Here is an 18,726-nt window from a genome sequence, read left to right on the forward strand (position 1 = left end):
CACGATCGCTGCTACGATCAAACCTAGATCATTTACTTAGAAATATGTCCGAAAATTCCGCAACAGTTACCGTTGCACTTAATGGCGATCAGCAGCCTAATCGCAGTTATGAGATTGCGATCGCTTCTCACAGTCTCAAAAACTTAGGCGAAAAGTTAGTAGAAATTGGTTTAGGCAAAAAAAGCAAAAAAGTCCTGATTGTCTCAAATCCAGTCATTTATAAACATTATGGCGAGATTGTCCTAACATCCCTGTCTAAATCAGGGTTTGATGTGGCGCACTTGATTCTGCCAGCAGGTGAACGCTTTAAAACTGCAAATTCACTTCAAAAGATATATGATGCAGCACTTTCACATCGTTTAGAACGCTCATCGATGATTGTTGCGCTTGGTGGCGGAGTAATTGGCGATATGTCAGGCTATGCGGCGGCGACTTGGCTAAGGGGAATCGATCTTGTCCAAGTACCAACTACGCTCTTAGCAATGGTAGATTCCGCGATCGGTGGAAAGACGGGAATCAACCATCCACAGGGCAAAAACCTAATTGGGGCTTTCTATCAGCCTCGCCTCGTTTGGGTTGATCCTGAAGTGCTAAAAACTTTACCTGCCCGTGAATTTCGCTCAGCAATGGCTGAGGTAATTAAGTACGGCGTAATCTGGGATCGGGAATTATTTGATTTATTGGCTAAGTGCGATCGCCTCGATCAGTTGCGCTATATTTCCTCAGAATTACTCCAAACGATTTTGTACCGTTGTGCTAAAGCCAAAGCCGAAGTCGTATCCAAGGATGAGAAAGAAGGAAATCTTCGCGCCATTCTTAACTATGGTCATACTGTTGGTCACGCGATCGAATCAGTTACCAATTATCGTCTCTACAATCATGGCGAAGCCGTTGGTTTAGGCATGGTCATTGCGGGTGCGATCGCTGTCGATCTGGGTCTATGGACTGAAGCCGATCAAGCTCAACAGGTTGCACTGATCACCAAAACTCGACTACCACAAACTTTACCTGCGGATATTGATTTAGATGCAATTATTGAGTCCCTATCCACCGATAAAAAAGTTGAAGCTGGTCAAGTTCGCTTCATTTTGCCAACGGCGATCGGATCGGTAACGCTTAGCGATCGGGTAACCTCAGCTATGGTTAACCAAAATTTACGAAAAATGATGGCATAGTACTTGACACATGAAGTGGTAGTTCGTACTATACTTAAACGTTTATGTCAAGCAAAAAACTGCTAAGCTGAAGTATATCCAAAACTTAATTTGCATATATTGCTTAGCATAGGCATATATTTGTAAACCATTAGTAATTTAAACCAATACCCCCAAGAGTCTAGACAACAGAGATTTCATGACTAAAAAGCCAATTAAAGACCTTCCCCAAATCAACGAACGCATCAGATATCCAAAAATTCGAGTCATTGATATGGAGGGGGAGCAACTCGGCATCCTAACCCCCAAAGAAGCCTTGAAGATGGCTGAAGAAAAAGAGCTAGACCTTGTATTAGTAAGCGACAAGGCTGACCCTCCTGTTTGTCGGATCATGGACTACGGCAAATTTAAGTTTGAGCAAGAGAAGAAGGCGCGTGAAGCTCGCAAAAAGCAACATACCTCTGATGTCAAAGAAGTGAAGATGCGTTACAAGATTGAAGAACATGACTACAAAGTGCGAATCAATCATGCTGAACGCTTCTTAAAAGAAGGTGACAAGGTTAAAGCTACTGTGATGTTTCGTGGCCGTGAGATTCAACACGTTGATCTTGCGGAAGTTTTGTTAAATCGTATGGCTAGCGATCTAGAGTCTGTTGCGGAGATTCAACAATATCCTAAACGCGAAGGAAGAAACATCACGATGTTGATGGCTCCCAAAAAATAATCAAAACGCCTCTTTTTACGAGGCGTTTTAAAACTCAAAATAGGCAGTGAATAGATTTGCTATTCACTGCCTATTTTTTCATGCTGATTTTTGGAAATTATAGCAATGTAAGTTTTCTTAACGTCATTTCGACGAAAGCGAAAAATGGTAAGAATCGCTTAGCGATTCTTACCATTTTTCGTCATTTGCGGCGTGCTTCGCATGACGCAAATGGCTATATCGAACTCACGTTTTCTTAGAACATCAAACCCAAAAGATGAGTGGCGGAGCTTTGCGCCACTCATCTTTTGGGTTTTGACTTTTCAAAAGAGTAATGGCGGCACTTTGCGCCGCCATTACTCTTTTGGGTTTGATCATAAAGCAAAACTTGCGTTGCTATATTGGCAGAATCAATTAGGGAGCAGGAGGCAATAGCGTAAATGGAGGTGTGGTTGTTTGAGGGGGGGTAGGTGTGGTTGCAGCAGGTGCGGAGTCAGCAGGTTGATTAGGATCTACAGCACCAACAACAGGAGCGCCTACAGCACGTAATACTTCGACTCCATTTTGCTGCAAGACTACAATAGGAGGCTCAGCGTTGGTGTCAATTCGCTTAACCAATACTCTACCGTTAGAAATCATCTGACCTGCTTTGACATAACGGGATGTTGGCTCACCAAAGGCATTGATGATGGCGTAAATTGTGCCTGAAACCTCAACAGTACCTGTGATTTTTGTGCCTTCAGCAGCTTTTGTGTCAGGTGGAGTGACTTTGTTCGGACGGTTTGATGTTCTCACTACTACAGCGGCACGAAGATTGGGGGGGGCTTTAGGCTTTTCCAGTAAGGTTTCTAATTTTGGTACTGGATTAATCACTGTACTGGTGAAGGGATCGCGAGACTGCTTAGAGTCAACACCAATTTTCTGTTCTAGTTCCTCAACCCTTGCTTGCTTATCAGTTGTAGCAATAAGCTCCTGCGTTTTTTGCCCAGTAACAAAAGGAGCGTTAAAAGTCGGCGGAGCAGTGGGTTCAACAGGTTTTGCAGCAGTAGTTGTAGGGCTGCTACCAGCACGAGTAGGCAATGGCTGTCCCGATTCTGCAAGTGCTCTCATTTGATCGCAGTCTGTGCCTGCATCAAACAGGGCTTCTTTGATAACGCCTTGTCTCGCCTCTCGTGCTGTACTGATTGTACATTTGACTGGTGCACCCTCACCGCAAGCACTAAGGATTGTAGTAACGCTAAGAATCACGCCAGCTAGGTAATAAATACGCATAATTAAAGTTCCTCTGCTGCCTACTTGGTTTTCGGTACAGCGTCATCCGAATTTTGTCGATTTTGACTGCAAGATAGTAAAGCATTATGGTAATTTTGGCAATCATTAACAAGACATAACATCAAGTTTCATTATATTTCTACGAGTTGTCGCACTGTAGGTTCTATAGCAATCCTAAATAGGTTGTGAGAGTGCGCCCCGAAGGGGCGCACTCTCACAACCCTCAAAATCCTACAACTCATTTAGGAGCGCTACAAAGCGCTGTCAGTAGATGTCCTCTATACTTTTAGTAATAGCTATTGCTGGAGAAATTTGTGGAAATTACATCTGAAGTGTATCAAGGTCAATTTGGTGAATTTACGATTACAAAAGATGATCGCCTTAGCGTAATTATCTATCGCAGTGCTTTGGCGATCGCGGCTTTATGTTTTAGCCTAGGAGTTATGTTAGTGCTATGGCAACCCAATAATCCTAGTATTTTAAATTGGTTGACTTGGGTGTATTTCGGGTTTTCTATCGGGTTAGGTGTTGCGCTCTGGACGATTCATATTTATCTGGAATTGTTGCATCGAGTTTTGCAGATATTTTGGGCGATCGGCGCGATCGCTTCGGTAGGTGTAGCGCTTTACTTTCCCGAACCTTTGGCGATCGCTGTTTATGAGCATCCAATTGCACTGATTGGTGTTGGTTTCAGTTTTGCTGCACTAACAGGCATATTTTTTAAAGAGACTTTTTGTTTTAATCGCTTTGAAACTAAGTTTTTAGTACCTTTGGTTCCTGTGCTAATTCTTGGACATCTAGTGAATTTTTTAACTGTGGCGATCGAGCAAGGACTATTAGGTATTTGGGCAGTTTTGTTTGTAATCTTTGCACTGCGTAAAGTAACCCAAGAAATCCCCTCCGACATTGGCGATAAATCAGTATTTGCCTATCTCAAAGCTCAAAAGCAACAAGCAATTTAATCCAGAGTTTCTAATCAGAAAATCGAGCCAACCTGTGTATTGGAAAATAACCTGATGATTTCTACTCCTGTTAAGACTTACACACCTGAAGAATACCTAGAGTTTGAGACTGCATCTACAACTCGTAACGAAACAATTTCTAGTTTTCAGGAATATTTGTTAATCGATCAGGTAAAACCCCATGTAGAGCGTTATATTAAGCAATCAGAACATCAATGGTTGTTTATCGAGTGTGACAATTTAGAAGATCGGTTTATGCTGTCATCCATTGGTGTTGAAATTTGCTTGGCAGATCTATACGAAAATATTGAGTTTTGAATGAATAAAGCTTTTACTTCGCAGGCTGATGAATGGACAGAGGCGATCGCCACGGTACAAAAGCGCTACGATCGCGAATATCGTAATGAGGCATTTGATTTGCCAGCAGAAGTCGAATCAATGCCACTGTTTCGAGAATGGGTGAGCCATACTTTGTCTAGTAAAATTGCCTCGCCGTTTTGGGAACTTGCCCAATTTCAAAAAAATCAGCGTTGTTTAGATATTGGCTGTGGAGTTAGCTTTTTAATCTATCCTTGGCGTGATTGGGACGTGTTTTTTTATGGGCAGGAAATTAGCTTTGTGGCTAAGGATGCTCTAAATTCAAGAGGGTCACAGCTTAACTCCAAATTATTTAAGGGCGTGCAGCATGGAGCAGCCCACCAGTTAGGTTATGAAAATGGATTTTTTGATCGCGTGATTGCTACGGGTTTTAGTTGTTATTACCCCATTGAGTATTGGAAGTTGGTATTGCGTGAGGCAAAGCGGGTCTTAAAACCCAATGGAGTGCTAATTTTTGATGCGATCGCCCCTGATTTAGAATTTGCCGAAAATTGGGCTATTTTAGAAACCTATCTTGGTGCTGAGGTATTTCTTACGCCGCTTAATGAAATTACGGAGCTAGTGCAGTCGATGGGTGGCAAAATTACTGCCCAAAAAGACGGGTTGCTATTTTGTATGTATCGCGTTCAGTGGTAACTTGTTGAGAGTGGCACAATGCGCCACTCTCAACAAGTATTTGGTTTTTATTTATGTCTGAAAATTCTCAAACAACGGGTGCTGATGCGATTGATGTGGCGATCGCCCAAGGGATTGATTTTGATGGCACACCCATTGATCCTAAAAAGCTTGATCTCTATAGCAGTGTCATGGCGCTTGAAGCAGGTCGTCAGCGCAGTGGCGTAACGAACACCATGCGATCGCGCATAGTCCGTATTGGCGCAAAACACATCCCTCAAGATGAACTCAATCAAAAATTATTAGATGCAGGCTTTGCCCCATTAAAGGATAAAGATATTGCCTATTTTTATAACAAATAACTAAATACAACGGACTAATTGTAATCACTGACAAATCAAAATCAACATAAAAGTGGCGACTCGAAGCACTGCCACTTTTATGTTTTGAGCAATGATATTAGGTTTTAAGAACTGCGATCGCTATGAACGTTTGAGGGGTGCGCTTCAGTTACACTAAAGGAAGCCATTTTATAAAAAACAAGTATATATGCGGTTAAGTGATGTTACCCACCCTAACCAATTGCATGGTCTAACGATCTCGCAATTGGAATCCATTGCTAAGGAAATTCGGCAAAAACATTTAGAAACGATCGCCGCTACAGGCGGACATCTAGGACCTGGGCTAGGCGTAGTCGAACTAACTCTCGCTTTATATCAAACCCTCGATTTAGATCGCGATAAAGTTGTGTGGGATGTGGGGCATCAAGCCTATCCCCACAAATTGATCACAGGACGCTATAAAAATTTCCATACCTTGCGCCAAAAGGATGGCATTGCAGGTTACCTCAATCGTCGCGAAAGTGAATTCGATCATTTCGGTGCAGGACATGCTTCGACCAGTATTTCGGCGGCTCTGGGGATGGCGATCGCCCGTGATTTGCAAGGCGAAAATTACAAGTCTGTAGCAATCATCGGTGATGGCTCCTTGACAGGTGGCATGGCTCTTGAAGCAATTAACCATGCAGGACATCTTCCCAAAACTAATTTATTAGTTGTCCTCAATGACAATGAAATGTCAATTTCGGCAAATGTGGGCGCAATTCCTAAGTACCTGAATAAAATGCGCCTCAGCCCACCGATGAAATTCATCACCAACAATCTCGAAGGACAAATCCGCAATATTCCCTTTGTGGGCGAACAAATTAGTCCTGAGATTGAGCGGATCAAAGACAATCTCAAGATTGTGACCATGGTGCAAAACAAAGTGGGAGCCGTATTTGAAGAACTCGGTTTTACTTACATTGGTCCCGTTGATGGTCACAATCTAAAGGAACTGATAGCCACTTTCAAAATGGCGCATACGCTCACGGGGCCAGTCATGGTTCACGTTAGTACCACTAAGGGCAAGGGTTACAGCTATGCTGAAGCCGATCGCGTTGGCTATCACGCCCAAAACTCCTTTGACCTCGCTACAGGCAAGGCTAAGCCATCCACTTCTAGCAAACCCAAACCTCCTAGCTACTCCAAAGTTTTTGCCGATACGCTGATCAAACTTGCTGAGCATGACAAGCGCATTGTCGCCATTACCGCCGCCATGTCTACGGGGACAGGTTTGGACAAATTCCAAGCTGCATTACCCAATCAATTTATCGATGTTGGTATTGCCGAGCAACACGCGATCACCGTTGCCGCAGGTATGGCTTGCGAAGGAATGCGTCCTGTCGCTGCAATTTATTCCACCTTCCTCCAACGAGGCTTTGACCAGATCATCCATGATGTCTGTATCCAAAATCTGCCTGTCTTCTTCTGTCTTGATCGCGCAGGTATTGTCGGAGCCGATGGTCCCACTCACCAAGGCATGTATGACATCGCCTATCTACGCTGCATTCCCAACATGGTGCTAATGGCTCCCAAGGATGAAGCCGAAATGCAGAACATGATTGTCACTGGTTTAACTCACAATGGTCCGAGTGCCATGCGTTATCCTCGTGGTAACGGTGTAGGCGCACCATTACAAGATGAGGATATCGAGCCATTACCAATCGGCAAAGCTGAAGTTTTGCGTGAAGGCAAGGACGTTTTGTTACTTGCCTATGGCTCAATGGTTTATCCTTCGCTACAGGTTGCGGAACTCTTGAATGAGCATGGTATTAGCGCTACAGTCGTTAATGCCAGATTTGCAAAACCCCTAGATACAGAGCTAATTCTGCCTCTTGCCCAAAAAATTGGTAAGGTTGTCACCCTTGAAGAAGGTTGCCTAATGGGTGGATTTGGTAGCGCTGTCTTGGAAGCTTTGAATGATGCGAATGTGCTAGCTCCTGTTTACCGTATTGGAGTTCCTGATATTCTTGTTGAACACGCTTCGCCAGAGCAGTCATTTAATTCTCTTGGTCTATCCAGTGGTCAAATCTGCGATCGTATTCTCAATCAATTTGCTTTCAATAAACAAACTGTAATTAGCCAGTAACAAAAAAAGGCGGCGCATTGCGCCGCCTTTTTTGTTCTAGCGAGTAGCTAAAAAGTATATAGAAGAGCGCTCCACAGGATTGAGATTATAGTCTAGAAAAACTACATCACTAAAACCAATACGGGTTAGCAAAATTTTAATTTCTTCTGGGGTGTAATAGCGTATTCTCATCATGGTTAGCTCAGAATAAGGACGCTCTGACTGTACTTTCCAAGTTCCTTCCATCCATGCATCAAGTTCGGCTGAGCGAGTCAAGTCTGGAAACTGAATCAGCGCTCGACCATTTGGTTTAAGGATACGATAAAACTCATGAAAGAAAGTCACAGCATGTACTTTCTCAATATGCTGAATACATTCAATCGAATAAACAAAGGTTAGTGATTGATCGGGTATAGTCTTTAGATCTAGTCCTGAACTTCTGATATATGAAACATTTTTAACATCACGATTAAGCTCTTCTGAAACTCTGATAATTGCTTGACTAACATCTACGCCAACTGCACGTTTACAAAACTTACCCACTGCACCAACAATCAAGCCATGCCCACAGCCAAATTCTAGTACCTCGTCATCAGGCTTGATCAATTTCGCTAAAACATTATTAGCAATTTCAGCACGGGAAATGCGAAGTTGGGAGAGTAATTCCTCGTATTCTCCTGGAAGAAAATAGAACTTGTTTTTGGGGTAAAGATAGTGTGGGGAACTGCTGAGAAACTTTTTGGTTAGAAATGCGCGGGTGGAACTCCCTCCCATTTTCCACATTAAGTCAATCAATCCATTCCATCTTAGATAATCATAATCTCCTTTTTCGGCTTTTAATGGTTTGAATAGAAGATTATATAGGCTAGTAATAAACTTGATTGAACGTAATTTTTTTACATTGATTAGCTGCATACTTCTGATCCTGTACCTTAAAAACTATGGAGAAGTAGTGGAGATTTTAGAGTGATTGTACCAGAGCTAATCTCAATTTTTGTATTTATCACAATTTTCAAATAAACAAAAGATAAAGTAAAAACTAAGCAAAACCTTAAATGCTATATTGTGCCTAGCCGTTAAGGGTTGGTATCTATGTACAGCAATTTGCTCTTAAACCCAAACCAAGAAAGACCTTGAAAGTATTGTATTTCAACCTTTTCAAGTTCTTTCTTGTGGTTCGTTTGATCGGTAATTGCTGTATGCTTAACGTGAGTTCGATATAGCCATTTGCGGCGTGCTTTGCACGACGCAAATGGCGAAAAATGGTAAGAATCGCTTAGCGATTCTTACCATTTTTCGCTTTCGTCGAATTGACGTTAGGCTTAGTATTACTTATTTTTTGGTCTCAGGATGCCAAATACTGAGGTATAACCATGGAGGAACGTTGTGCCGCCTACAGGACCAATTTCACCAGAGCAGAAAAAACCACCGAAGGGGATTAAGCCAAGATGCTTTTGTAGAATTTCCGAATCAAAGTTGGGCTTATCATATAGTCTCTCGCCACGTCCCATACAGGAAAACATTAAAGCTGCTGTAGGAGAAATGTTAGGAGCCTCCAAACTCAACTGATTGGTGTAATTAATCAGGGCTTCCTCTAAATCTTCTGCTGAAGCTTTGCCATCGCGTAAATGTAGTTGGATTCTCTGTCCAGGACGCATTCTGTCACCAACCGCGATCGCCCCAGATCTAGGATCAACACCAATAATATTCCGAATCAAGAAATCACCCTGTGATGGATTTGCCTTAAATTCATTCATCACCACACCAATAAACAGTGAATGCTGCGCGAGTTCGCGATCGCTTGGGCTTAAGTCACCCACTGTATCTTGCAATAAGCTCAGAGGTGGCTTGCCCTCCAGTCCCAAAATCAAATTACGCTCACATTCAGAGACCTGCAAGATTTTACCAATGGGTCGGCAACCCTGCGCGACAACAGGATCAATGGTCACATCGCCCCACAGGGCTACACCTAACAAACCAGTACGGTAAAGCTTATACTTGCCTTCTTGGTGAAAGCAAAACAATGCGTTTGCCCCCATGCCGCCACTACTTGCCAAGCCCCCCACCTTGACGGCATTAGGATAAGCAAAATCTAGCCCTTGAATTAAGTCATTAATCGGAAATGAGAACGGATCGCCAACTAAAACAAAACTAGGTGAAACTGTGGGGTCAACATCCGTTAACTTTTCCCAGAGATCGGGAGGACTATCGAGATCTGGCAACAGATGATCATCGAGGTGAAATACTTTTGCTTCGGCATTGGGTAAGTGACCAACTAGTAAGGCGATCGCAGGTTTATCTTCAAACTCTTGCCCATTGCCCACAATTCCCCCGCCAGAGCAGCCAATTAATTTTTGGATTGGCAATTTATCCGCTAGCAACGGTAATAAACGCGGATAGTCGCTAGCAAATGCTGTGGAAACAAACAAGAAGCCTAAGTCAAGTGAGCGATCACCAAGTAAGGCAAATATTTGCTGTGACAGATCCTGTACCGCAGCTTCCAAAGATATTTTTGTCGAAAGACTAGTAACCCACTTCATAGACCTAGCCCTACATCAACTTTACTTCCAGACATTTCTTTATAAATTGCTTGCAAGGGTTTTAGGTAAACCCCAATTTTCAATCTTTAATATTTGAGCTTTTTTTGTGCTTAATATTTAAGCATAGTATCTAAGCTTACCTTGGAGCGTCCTAATTCCGACATTTTCTATGGTTGTGATCAGCAATTCTCATTATGAAACCAATTTTTGTTTCCAGTGCCTTCGGCACTGGAAACAAAAATTGGTTTTTTGATAGTCCGCTAACGGTGGACTATCAAAAAACCAATTTTTATAATGAGAATTGCTGTTTACATAGACTAAGACTTGGTAAGTCGCTGAAAGCACAGTAAAATATTTTGGGATCTGTCCAAAGGATAGGTTGCCAAGTTTAAGTTATATATAGTTTACAAACTTTACAAATACGTTACCGATACATTTATTAAAGACAAATTAACGGAGACAACAACATGCAGGATGCAATTACCAGCCTAATCGGTGCTTATGATGCAACTGGTAAATATTTTGATCGCGATGCCATGGATACCCTCAAGTCCTTTTTTGCAACAGGCAACGCCCGCTTAGCCGCGTCTTCGGCAATCACCGCAAATGCGGCTTCGATTGTGCGTAAGGCTGGTTCTCAATTATTTGAAGAAGTTCCCGATTTGATCCGCCCAGGTGGTAATGCTTATACAACACGCCGTTTTGCGGCTTGCTTGCGTGACATGGACTATTATTTGCGCTATGCCTCCTATGCTCTAGTTGCGGGCAACAATGATGTTCTCGACGAAAGAGTCTTGCAGGGTTTGCGTGATACCTATAGCTCTCTAGGCGTACCAATCGGACCAACTGTTCTGGGTATTCAGATTATGAAACAAGCTGTTATGGACTTAGTAGGTGAAAGTGCTGACTGGTTGGCAGCACCCTTTGACTACATGAGTCGCGAACTTAGCGAAAAGAATATCTAACTAAAAAAGGGGGCAAATCGCCCTTTTTTAGCCTGAGTTTGCAATAAGCTAAAAATTTTAAAAATTAGAACAGAAAAAGCCTCGCAATGTGAGGCTTTTTCTGTTTTGCCTCCTATAGCAATGTAAGTTTTGCTTAGGACATAAAACCAAAAAGATGAGTGGCGGCGCGAAGCGCCGCCACTCATCTTTTTGGTTTTGATTTGTCCTATCTATCTCTTGCGTTGCCATAGAAAACGTTTGTGGTGTGAATCCTTAGGGGCTTGCTAGAAGATAAGGTGCCAATCCAAATATAAAACCAGAATCAGTGGGGCGGCGGAGCCGCCCCACTGATTCTGGTTTTATATTTGGTATTTTATTAAATTGTAAGTCCCCTACTAGGAGACAGTTTGAAATTAACTCAAACTGAGGTTTTTTTAGTTAGATATAATTCTTCAAAATGATTTAAGATTGTTAATAATCGAAACAAGCTCGATTTAGTCTAGGAGAGATTTTATATATGGCTTTAGTACCAATGCGCCTGCTGCTCGATCATGCGGCTGAAAACGGATATGGCATCCCTGCATTTAACGTCAACAACATGGAGCAAATCCAGTCGATCATGCAGGCCGCTAATGAAACCAACAGCCCTGTGATCCTACAAGCTTCTCGTGGCGCACGCAATTATGCAGGCGAAAATTTCTTGCGCCATTTAATTTTGGCTGCTGCCGAAACTTATCCTCATCTGCCCATCGTGATGCACCAAGATCATGGTAATGCCCCAGCAACTTGCTATTCTGCAATCCAAAATGGCTTTACCAGCGTAATGATGGATGGCTCCTTGGAAGCTGATGCTAAAACTCCTGCTAGCTATGAGTACAACGTAGCTGTTACTTCTGAAGTTGTCAAAGTAGCTCATGCCTTCGGCGCAAGCGTTGAAGGTGAACTAGGCTGCTTAGGCTCTCTTGAAACTGGTAAGGGTGAAGCTGAAGATGGACATGGTTTTGAAGGTGCTTTAGATCATTCACAACTTTTGACCGACCCTGATGAAGCTGCTGATTTCGTTGAGCGCACTCAGGTTGATGCCCTTGCAGTAGCGATCGGTACTAGCCATGGTGCATATAAGTTTACTCGCAAGCCTACAGGTGAAATCTTAGCGATCAGCCGTATTGAAGAAATTCATAACCGCTTGCCTAACACCCACCTTGTCATGCATGGTTCTTCTTCAGTTCCTGAAGATCTACTTGCCATGATCAACGAATTTGGCGGCGCAATTCCTGAAACCTATGGTGTACCTGTTGAAGAAATTCAAAAGGGCATCAAGTGCGGTGTGCGTAAGGTCAATATTGACACTGACTGCCGTCTTGCCATCACTGCTGCGGTACGTGAAGCATTGTTCAAGAATCCTAAAGAGTTCGATCCTCGCCACTTCTTGAAGCCATCAATCAAGTACATGCAAAAAGTATGTGCCGATCGCTATACTCAGTTTGAAGCTGCTGGACAAGCTGGCAAGATCAAGCAAGTTAGTATTTACGACTTTGTTCCTAAGTATGCCAAGGGCGAATTGAAGCAAGTTAGCCGTGAAGTTGTTAAGGCTTAAACATTAAAAAGCATCGTAAGCTGAGCTTTTTTACCCACCATCAAAAAAGAGGGGGCGCATTGCGCTCCTTCTTTTTTGATAGCATTGTTGTAGTTGCAGATAGTTGCAGTCAGTATCCAACCAAACCTTTGCTCATGACTTCTTCTTCGTTTTCTGTGGTTGAGCCAAATAAATTAAATCTAGCCAAAAAACCAAAACTTTTGGTAGTGGATGATGAGCAAGATAACCTTGATTTGCTATATCGCACCTTTCGGAGAGAATTTACGGTGTTTCGAGCAGATAGTGCAATCAGGGCGTTAGAGATTCTGGAACATGAAGGCGAGATGGCTGCAATCATTTCCGATCAGCGTATGCCTGAAATGAATGGAACCGAGTTTCTTAGTCGTACTGTTTCCGATTTCCCTGATACGATGCGGATCGTGCTGACGGGATATACAGACATTAAGGATTTGATCGATGCGATTAATTCTGGACAGGTTCATAAATATATTACGAAGCCTTGGGAACCAGACCAACTAAAGTTGGTTGTGTCACAAGCGACCCATAGCTACGATTTGCTAAAGCAACGTTCTGAGGAGTTGAGCCGATCGCAAGCCCAGAATGCTTTGTTGTCAGTAATTGTAGCGATCGCCCAAAAATCGAATCATATGTCTGGATGTATGCTGCCTTTAGCTGATGCATTTTGGCAAAATTTTAGTGCTGACGGGGTGATCTTGCAGTTGGTTGAGCAAGACGCTTTGAGCGATACTCAAGCTATATGTGGTGATTATCTTTGGAATTTGGCTACCGATCCTTTAGTACAGATGGCGATCGCTGAGAAAAAGTCTCAAATTTCTCTGTCTCCACATCAGCTAGCTGATCCAGATCAACCCTGCAAAACTAATTTGGCGATCGCGATTACTTTCCGTGAACAGATTTTGGGGATATTGGCAATGCGTTGGCGCAGGGCAAATGCTTTGAGCCTTGACGATGTTGTGGTAATTCAGAAATGTGCTGATGAAGTAGCGCTTGCCCTAATTTGTATTCGTTATTATGAAAGACTTTGACACTCTTCTAGCTTTGGCGATTACAATCGCCAATCAAGCTCATGCAGGACAATTAGATAAGGCAGGAAAGCCCTACATTTCACATCCATTAGCGGTGATGGCTCAGATGGATACTCTTGAGAGTAAGATTGTGGCGGTTTTGCATGATGCGATTGAGGACTCTGATTTGACGATCGCAGATTTGGTTCGCCAAGGTTTTCCTGAATTTATTAATGAGGCGATCGCTGCGATTACTAAGAGAGATGGTGAGCCTTATGAAGATTACATTTTGCGGGTGAAGTCCAATGCGATCGCCCGTAAAGTCAAGATTGCCGATGTGACTCACAACATGGATATCAGTCGAATTGCTAATCCCACAGAAAAAGATTTTCAGCGTTTAGAGAAATACAAAAAAGTTCTCCAAGAATTAACCGCTAACTAAGAAGGGATGCTTTGCGCCCCTTCTTAGTGCTTAAAAACTACCCATGCTTAGGGGAACCCAATCTCCAGTTGTAGTTAAGCCTAAAAACATGGACTCTTGCGATCGGATTGATTTACCAGTAAGCGCACAAGATTCATTTCTCTGAGCTGTCGCCGTGACACTAGCGCGAATTTGTTCTGGTGAGATCCGTTTCTGCGTCGGTGATGTTTGCCTCTGATCGATGTAATCCCATAAAACACCACGGATGAGAGCCTGATAGCCTTGTCCTCCCGCAAGTTCCTTGAGCTTTTCCTTTAACTCGCGCTCTAAGCGAATGCTTGTAACTTCCATCTCGGTGGTTGCGGGGCTTTGATGTAGTGTCTGCATAAATATTTCTCCTAGTTAGTTTACAAACTTAGATATCTATGTTTATACTACAAGTGTAGTATGACTATCTAAGAAATTCCAAGTACATTCCCATGAAATCCTATTTGCCCATCGGTCAGCATCAGATCGGATATCCCCAAGTTTGGCAGCGAGCCAATACCTTGGCAATATCTGGCTTTGCGATGACCATTGGGAGACAAGATGCAATTGGGATTTGTGGCGATATTTTTGGTGATATTTCTGGCGATCTCAGGAACTTAGAATCTCCCGACCATTCAGTCAACAAAGGATCGCGGAGAGATGTTCTCACCAGCCTTAGCCGATTTATTAGTGCAATTAATCCAGAGACATACCCAAGCGGGAGGTATCGGCAGATCGCCATACCCACATAACGATTAGACAATCAAGTCTTTCGCCCCCGCTTTCACACCGAAGAAAGCGGGGGCATTTTTTTATAGCGGTTTTCCAATGAGTGCATACTCATTGGAAAACCAAAAATCAATCCTAGTAAGAGTTTTAAGGTTTAATTTTGCCTACGGCAAAATTAAACCAGCTATATCGTGAGGAGAAACCAGTGCAATCTATCAACCAATATGAACCAGATGTATTGAGGCAATCGGTAGTCGTGTTTTCGCAAAACTATTTGCCTGTGAGCCGTATCAACATCAAACGCGCGATCGCATTGCTAGTCACAGGTCGCGCCGAACCCTTGGAGCTAATGAGCCAACAAACTTGGCAAGTTGTTTCCCCCAGACTCATCTTGCAAGTGCCAGAACATATCCGTCTGACGCTGACGAAATCAGAACGATTTTGGCGAGTTCCACCAGTCGCCCGTAGAGAAATTTTGCGCCGTGACAATCACACTTGCCAATATTGCGGCAACACTAAAAACCTGACGATCGATCACGTCATCCCCCGCGCTAAGGGTGGATTGAATACTTGGGAAAACGTCGTCATTGCTTGTGAGCCTTGCAATAACCGTAAGGGAAATCGCACACCTCACGAAGCCAATATGACTTTGCGAACTAAGCCAAAAGCCCCGATGCATCCTACCGTTGCCTTTGCCGAACAATTCTGGCGATCGCAACAAGAAATAAACAGTGGATAGCGATCCATATCGCGATTTTCAAGTTGCCGATGACAGCTTGAAAATCGCCCCCTATTTAGATTGATATATTCTGGAGAATCAATCCCAATGTTGAAACTCACTTACACTGAAGCTGGATTGCACTTAGAGAGATTAGATATCTCTTTGGAGGAGTTCGTCACCAATCGGATGTTGCTCAGCTTGCGTTCTGGCTTGTCGATCCATATTGAATCCAGTCGAGCAGCATTTCTGTTAACTGCGGATGTTGTGGATTTATTGTTACTAAAGTCTGTCATGTCCGATCGCCTCTCTAATAAGCTGAGTGTGGATAGAGTTGACGATCGCTATGTTGAGGTTTGCTTTAGTGGTACTTGGATCTCTAGCGATCTTTGTGCTGAGGAAGGAACTCTGGTGACTGCTTTAGGCGATCGCGTTGAGTTCTATTTGCACAAGCTCTGGAAGATCAGCGAGTCCACCTTAACATTTGCAAATTGACTTACGGCAATCTAATACCACGTCAGTTCGACGAAAGCGAAAAATGGTAAGAATCGCTAGCGATTCTTACCATTTTTCTTTATTTGCGGCGTGCGAAGCACGCCGCAAATGGCTATATCGAACTCACGTTAAATGAATTTTAGATTTGAGGAACAAAGCGTTCCTTTATAGGAACGGATGTATATTCAGAAACAATGCGACGGAACTCATCACCATCTAGAGTTTCGTTTTCAACTAGAAGATCAACAACGCGATCGATCGCGGCTCGATTTTCGTAGACAATCTGTAGGGCTGATTGATAACATTTCTGCACGATTTCACGAACTTGCTGATCGATTTTTGCCGAAATATCCTCCGAATATTGCGATCCACCGCCCATGCTGCGACCGAGAAATACCTCAGAGCTTTGACCTTCAAGGGCTAGTTGACCAATGTTGGACATGCCATAACGAGTTACCATTTGACGTGCCATGCCACTGACCTGTTGCAAATCTCCACCTGCGCCTGTGGTTACTTCGGCAGCACCAAATACAGCCTCTTCAGCAGCACGACCACCTAGAGCCGCTGTAATGCGGGCTAGGATTTGACCTCGTGAAACTAAGGTTTGTTCTTCATCGGGAGTAAACCATGTCAATCCAGCTGCTTGCCCTCTAGGAATCAAGGTAACTTTTTGGACTGGATCATGATCCTTAAGCAATGTACCGACGATCGCATGACCAACTTCGTGATAAGCAATCAAACGCTTGTTACGGCTATCAACGAGGGCTTTACCCTCTAGTCCCGCAATCACGCGATCAACGGCATCATCAATTTCTGCCATCGTCATTGCATCTTTACGGCGACGTGCGGTAAGAATGGCAGCTTCATTCAAAAGGTTGGCGAGATCAGCACCAGCAAATCCGGGGGTACGACGGGCGATCGCTTCTAAAGAAACTTCAGGGCTAATCTTTTTATCGCGAGCATGAACATTCAAAACTTGCAAACGACCCTTGATATCAGGTGGATCAACACCAATTTGGCGATCAAAACGACCGGGACGCAATAGAGCTGAGTCAAGCACATCGGCACGGTTAGTTGCGGCAATTACGATGACACCAGAGTTACCTTCAAATCCATCCATTTCTGTAAGGATTTGGTTAAGGGTTTGTTCGCGTTCATCATTGCCGCCACCAATACCAGCGCCACGTTGGCGACCCACCGCATCAATTTCATCAATAAAGATAATACAAGGAGCGTTTTCCTTGGCTTTCTTGAAAAGGTCGCGCACTCTTGATGCACCAACACCAACAAACATTTCGACAAACTCAGAACCCGAAACGGAGAAGAAAGGTACACCTGCTTCACCAGCGATCGCCTTAGCCAGCAAAGTTTTACCAGTTCCAGGAGGTCCAATCAATAAAACGCCCTTGGGAATCTTAGCCCCAACCGCAGTAAAGCGTTCGGGCTTTTTCAAGAATGTGACAACTTCTTGTAGCTCTTCTTTAGCTTCTTCAATACCAGCTACATCATCAAACTTCACGCCAGTTTGAGCATCCATCGCAAAACGAGCCTTAGATTTGCCAAAATCCATCGCTTGTCCGGGACCACCCATTTGATTGGATCGGCGGAACAAGAAAAACAAACCAGCAATTAAAGCGATCGGAAAAATTAAGTTACTAATAAAGCCCCAGATTGCACCATTGTTGCTAGGTGGATAGATGGCCAGATCGATACCGCCTTCGTTGAGTTTATCCATCAACTCAGGTGCATATATTGGCAAATCAACTCTAGCGCGTTGCTCTTTGCCTTCAATTTGGGGATCGGTTGCTACGATTACCGCCGTGCGACCACCATCAAAAATATCAACTTTGCGTACCCGATGTTCATCAAGATACTCAAGGAATCTTCCATAGGCTATGCGGGTATTCGCCGCATTCACAGTGGGACGGCTAGGTGCGGGACGAGCTACTAATGTCTGCCATCCAAAAAAGCCGATGATCGCTATGGGCAGTAACCACAGCAGTGCAGTTCTCCAAGAGGATTTCATATAGCAAAAAGCCTGATGTTCAAAATAATTTCTTAACTAAACTTAACTTACCATGATCTTTAATCAATGGGATCGCGCGATCGCAAATATCTACCCAAATCTAGGTATTCGTATTGCTGCTCCTTCTTTGGGTAGAGCCGTAGCAAATGATCGTGCAGCTGTCCGCAAGCAAAACTTTCAAAATGGTTTCAAAATGGCAAGTAGCTAGGCATAAGTAAACTAAAAACCTAGAAAACTGTCCTGCCCACTACGAGGGCGGGACAGCTTCTGGTTTTAGGTTTTAATTATGGTGAGATACTTAGTACTAATAAAGGACAAAATGGCTAAGCCATTTTGTCCTTTAAAACTCTTACTGGGTTGGTATAAATAGGTGAGGATAAAGGACGATGTGCGCCGCCTATCCTCAACATGATCTTTTGATGAGTAAATACAGGATTTTTCTTGGTGATGGGTTCGCCAATTCAAGGATGAAATGCAACGGGTTCTGATGAAGCAAAGAATACTTCGTAAGGAGTACGATAGTCAAGTGATTTTCTGGGTCTGTAATTGATCAAATTCACTGCCTTCTGAAAGTCCTCTTCTTTCACGATTTTAAAGTTTGTACTTTTGGGATAGAACTCTCTAATTAATCCATTGGTGTGTTCATTCAATCCACGTTCCCATGAATGATAT

The 18,726-nt window shown here is 43.3% G+C and carries 21 protein-coding genes; 15 read left to right on the top strand and 6 right to left on the bottom strand.

Going from position 1 to position 18,726, the window contains the following annotated elements; translation table 11 throughout:
• Positions 1-44: 44 nt before the first annotated feature.
• On the top strand, positions 45-1,175 hold the full coding sequence (aroB, locus tag VB775_RS04420; RefSeq protein ID WP_281007912.1) for a 3-dehydroquinate synthase: 1,131 nt from the start codon (positions 45-47) through the stop codon (positions 1,173-1,175).
• 178 nt (positions 1,176-1,353) lie between these two features.
• Complete coding sequence (gene infC, locus VB775_RS04425; RefSeq protein ID WP_009627301.1) at positions 1,354-1,878, top strand: translation initiation factor IF-3; 525 nt, start codon at positions 1,354-1,356, stop codon at positions 1,876-1,878.
• 393 nt (positions 1,879-2,271) lie between these two features.
• Here infC and VB775_RS04430 read toward each other — a convergent pair whose 3' ends face one another.
• Positions 2,272-3,129: a hypothetical protein gene (locus tag VB775_RS04430; protein ID WP_281007913.1), complete on the bottom strand. Its 858-nt coding sequence runs from the start codon at positions 3,127-3,129 to the stop codon at positions 2,272-2,274.
• 314 nt (positions 3,130-3,443) lie between these two features.
• Here VB775_RS04430 and VB775_RS04435 point away from each other — a divergent pair, with 314 nt between their 5' ends.
• The 5 genes from VB775_RS04435 to dxs all read left to right on the top strand — a co-directional run bounded on the left by VB775_RS04435 (position 3,444) and on the right by dxs (position 7,553).
• The gene (locus VB775_RS04435; protein WP_281007914.1) at positions 3,444-4,091 is read left to right on the top strand and encodes a DUF2301 domain-containing membrane protein; all 648 of its coding nucleotides are present in this window, start codon (positions 3,444-3,446) and stop codon (positions 4,089-4,091) included.
• A 54-nt stretch (positions 4,092-4,145) separates the two neighbouring features.
• Complete coding sequence (locus tag VB775_RS04440; RefSeq protein WP_281007915.1) at positions 4,146-4,409, top strand: hypothetical protein; 264 nt, start codon at positions 4,146-4,148, stop codon at positions 4,407-4,409.
• On the top strand, positions 4,410-5,105 hold the full coding sequence (locus VB775_RS04445) for a class I SAM-dependent methyltransferase (RefSeq protein WP_281007916.1): 696 nt from the start codon (positions 4,410-4,412) through the stop codon (positions 5,103-5,105). It abuts the gene before it with no gap.
• A 53-nt stretch (positions 5,106-5,158) separates the two neighbouring features.
• Complete coding sequence (locus tag VB775_RS04450; protein ID WP_281007917.1) at positions 5,159-5,446, top strand: DUF4090 family protein; 288 nt, start codon at positions 5,159-5,161, stop codon at positions 5,444-5,446.
• Positions 5,447-5,633: 187 nt separating this feature from the next.
• Positions 5,634-7,553, top strand: coding sequence for a 1-deoxy-D-xylulose-5-phosphate synthase (dxs, locus tag VB775_RS04455; RefSeq protein ID WP_281007918.1), 1,920 nt, complete (start codon positions 5,634-5,636; stop codon positions 7,551-7,553).
• A gap of 36 nt (positions 7,554-7,589) precedes the next feature.
• Here dxs and VB775_RS04460 read toward each other — a convergent pair whose 3' ends face one another.
• Together VB775_RS04460 and VB775_RS04465 are read right to left on the bottom strand one after the other, a co-directional pair.
• Positions 7,590-8,447, bottom strand: coding sequence for a class I SAM-dependent methyltransferase (locus tag VB775_RS04460; protein WP_281007919.1), 858 nt, complete (start codon positions 8,445-8,447; stop codon positions 7,590-7,592).
• A gap of 413 nt (positions 8,448-8,860) precedes the next feature.
• Positions 8,861-10,072: an FIST signal transduction protein gene (locus VB775_RS04465; protein WP_281007920.1), complete on the bottom strand. Its 1,212-nt coding sequence runs from the start codon at positions 10,070-10,072 to the stop codon at positions 8,861-8,863.
• A 467-nt stretch (positions 10,073-10,539) separates the two neighbouring features.
• Between VB775_RS04465 and apcB the strand changes: the two genes are divergently transcribed.
• From apcB to VB775_RS04485, 4 genes are all read left to right on the top strand, one after another.
• On the top strand, positions 10,540-11,037 hold the full coding sequence (apcB, locus tag VB775_RS04470) for an allophycocyanin subunit beta (RefSeq protein WP_281007921.1): 498 nt from the start codon (positions 10,540-10,542) through the stop codon (positions 11,035-11,037).
• A gap of 496 nt (positions 11,038-11,533) precedes the next feature.
• Positions 11,534-12,613 (top strand): class II fructose-bisphosphate aldolase, encoded by a 1,080-nt coding sequence (gene fba / locus VB775_RS04475; RefSeq protein ID WP_103666911.1) that lies wholly within the window; start codon positions 11,534-11,536, stop codon positions 12,611-12,613.
• Positions 12,614-12,747: 134 nt separating this feature from the next.
• On the top strand, positions 12,748-13,659 hold the full coding sequence (locus tag VB775_RS04480; RefSeq protein ID WP_281007922.1) for a response regulator: 912 nt from the start codon (positions 12,748-12,750) through the stop codon (positions 13,657-13,659).
• The gene (locus tag VB775_RS04485; RefSeq protein WP_281007923.1) at positions 13,646-14,080 is read left to right on the top strand and encodes a GTP pyrophosphokinase; all 435 of its coding nucleotides are present in this window, start codon (positions 13,646-13,648) and stop codon (positions 14,078-14,080) included. Before VB775_RS04480 ends, VB775_RS04485 begins: the two co-directional genes overlap by 14 nt.
• 30 nt (positions 14,081-14,110) lie before the next feature.
• Here VB775_RS04485 and VB775_RS04490 read toward each other — a convergent pair whose 3' ends face one another.
• Positions 14,111-14,446 (bottom strand): hypothetical protein, encoded by a 336-nt coding sequence (locus tag VB775_RS04490; protein ID WP_281007924.1) that lies wholly within the window; start codon positions 14,444-14,446, stop codon positions 14,111-14,113.
• Positions 14,447-14,538: 92 nt separating this feature from the next.
• Here VB775_RS04490 and VB775_RS04495 point away from each other — a divergent pair, with 92 nt between their 5' ends.
• From VB775_RS04495 to VB775_RS04505, 3 genes are all read left to right on the top strand, one after another.
• A complete protein-coding gene (locus tag VB775_RS04495; protein WP_281007925.1) occupies positions 14,539-14,838 on the top strand; it encodes a hypothetical protein in 300 nt (99 codons plus the stop codon).
• Between the two features lie 182 nt (positions 14,839-15,020).
• Positions 15,021-15,554, top strand: coding sequence for an HNH endonuclease (locus VB775_RS04500; protein WP_281007926.1), 534 nt, complete (start codon positions 15,021-15,023; stop codon positions 15,552-15,554).
• A gap of 87 nt (positions 15,555-15,641) precedes the next feature.
• Entirely contained in the window at positions 15,642-16,028 is a 387-nt protein-coding gene (locus VB775_RS04505) for an alr0857 family protein (RefSeq protein ID WP_190580624.1), read from the top strand.
• A 139-nt stretch (positions 16,029-16,167) separates the two neighbouring features.
• Here VB775_RS04505 and ftsH read toward each other — a convergent pair whose 3' ends face one another.
• Complete coding sequence (gene ftsH / locus VB775_RS04510) at positions 16,168-18,054, bottom strand: ATP-dependent zinc metalloprotease FtsH (protein ID WP_281007927.1); 1,887 nt, start codon at positions 18,052-18,054, stop codon at positions 16,168-16,170.
• Positions 18,055-18,106: 52 nt separating this feature from the next.
• Here ftsH and VB775_RS04515 point away from each other — a divergent pair, with 52 nt between their 5' ends.
• A complete protein-coding gene (locus VB775_RS04515; protein ID WP_281007928.1) occupies positions 18,107-18,262 on the top strand; it encodes a hypothetical protein in 156 nt (51 codons plus the stop codon).
• Positions 18,263-18,515: 253 nt separating this feature from the next.
• Here the strand turns inward: VB775_RS04515 and VB775_RS04520 are convergent.
• On the bottom strand, positions 18,516-18,726 hold a 211-nt coding region (locus VB775_RS04520; RefSeq protein WP_416235809.1), incomplete at its 5' end, for a transposase.

Source organism: Pseudanabaena sp. CCNP1317 (assembly GCF_034931345.1).
In the GTDB taxonomy this organism is placed as follows: Bacteria; Cyanobacteriota; Cyanobacteriia; order Pseudanabaenales; family Pseudanabaenaceae; genus Pseudanabaena; species Pseudanabaena galeata.